Annotated in this window: 2 protein-coding genes; both read right to left on the bottom strand. The window is 46.4% G+C overall.

All coding sequences use genetic code 11. The features are described 5' to 3' along the window. Positions 1-1,048, bottom strand: a 1,048-nt coding sequence (locus ACJMM4_RS08085) for a type IV pilin protein (protein ID WP_405383941.1), incomplete at its 3' end; no start/stop codon positions are given. 312 nt (positions 1,049-1,360) lie between these two features. Then, positions 1,361-1,553: tyrosine-type recombinase/integrase (locus ACJMM4_RS08080; protein WP_405383939.1), on the bottom strand; the 193-nt coding region annotated here is incomplete at its 5' end.

Here is a 1,553-nt window from a genome sequence, read left to right as displayed (position 1 = left end):
TGTAAGCTTGGGATCCTTCAAGAGTTTTGACCGGATTGCCACTATCGTCAATAGTAACACCAAAGTAGGTCATCAAATCGTTCTGTATATTAGCTGCCTCTGTTTCTGTCATTACCTTTTCGAGTGCGGCGCCAAACTCGGGGTTCGTGTCTGCGTCGCTTTCTCCAAAGAATTCAATCGTAACATCTTTGGGAACAATGCTATTACTTCCATAGGTATAATTTGCAAAGAGATTGTACACTTCTTCGCTGTAACCCTGGTTGCGCAAATAGGTTGCCACTGAAGTATTTCTTGCCTTAATTACAGCAGCATTGGCAACTGCGGAATTAAGTAAATCGCCATTATCAAGTTCGCTTACGCTTGCATCATAGGTACTGTCACCCATCAAAAAGTTACTATTCCAAGTATTTCCTGCCCAATATTCAGCAAACTTAGAGGAATCGACATTCTGAGTATTGTTAACCGTCAGATTGGATGCACCTTGGATCAATTCTGCACCGCTGCCATTTTCACCAGCAACACTCATTGCAGTATCTTTAATTAGTACGAACAGATCGTCAACATCTTCAGCAAAAGAGGGGATATCTGTGCCATTATAAATGCCATACAAAGGATTATCGGAACTTACACTACCAAAATAGTTTAATACTTTTTGAGTAGCCTCAGCACCTTTAGCCCAATCATTATAGCTTAGTGCCAGGTTACCTTGCGTATCCCAACTATCACCAAAGACTGCGGTCATTGCAGCATCCGCAAAGGTGTCTCCCTCACCAGCGAAAGCGCCATTATCAGTTAGTGCAACTGCTGCGACGCCTTCAAAGCCCGGTGTTGTATAGTATTGCAATACCAGTGCATTCGCAACCTCACTAACCAGTGTCTGATCCGCTGCCATATTTGCCTTCTTAACATACCCGGAATAAGCAGGCACAGCCACGCCGCCCAGGATTGCCAAAATAGCAATAACCACGATCAGCTCCACCAAAGTAAAGCCCTCGGCATGGTGCCGGTCCAGGGTCCAGAACCGCTTCCAATTCTTTTTGAATTTCATTAGAAAATCCTCCTTATTTGAGGGAATTACCCCCGTTTTTTCTCCCTCCCAGTACCGTTTTTCCATGGTCCTACACCAATCTCTGCGAAAAGTGAAAACCGTGAAAAAAAGCCCTGAAAGTATGCTTGCCCCCCGCTGAAACGTGTTTTTTCGGCGGCGGTCCCGGCTTCGGAGAGGAAAAAACGCGCATAATTTCCCCAAAACCGGAAATTTTTCCATATTCATAGTAACACTGCTCCTGCTAAAAGTCAAGCAAATTTCCGGTTTAGCAGTTTTTTCCATCCCTTTCGCCGTCAAAATCGCCGTCGGTTTTCAATACATCGTCATCAGCGCCGAAAGCCGCTGCATGTGCTCCCGCTTGTGGTCCAGCGAGGGGTGGACATAGCGGTCCATGGTCATGCTCACCGTGGAATGCCCCAGCAGCTCACTCAGGCTCTTTACGTCAAAACCCAGCTCCACACAGCGGGTGGCAAAGGTATGCCGCAGCGCGTGGTAGTTGGCATAG

The organism is Phascolarctobacterium sp. (assembly GCF_045124115.1).
Classification (GTDB): domain Bacteria; phylum Bacillota; class Negativicutes; order Acidaminococcales; family Acidaminococcaceae; genus Phascolarctobacterium_A.
The sequence above is the reverse complement of the archived record's forward strand: the minus strand, read 5'-3'. Positions and strand labels throughout refer to the sequence as shown.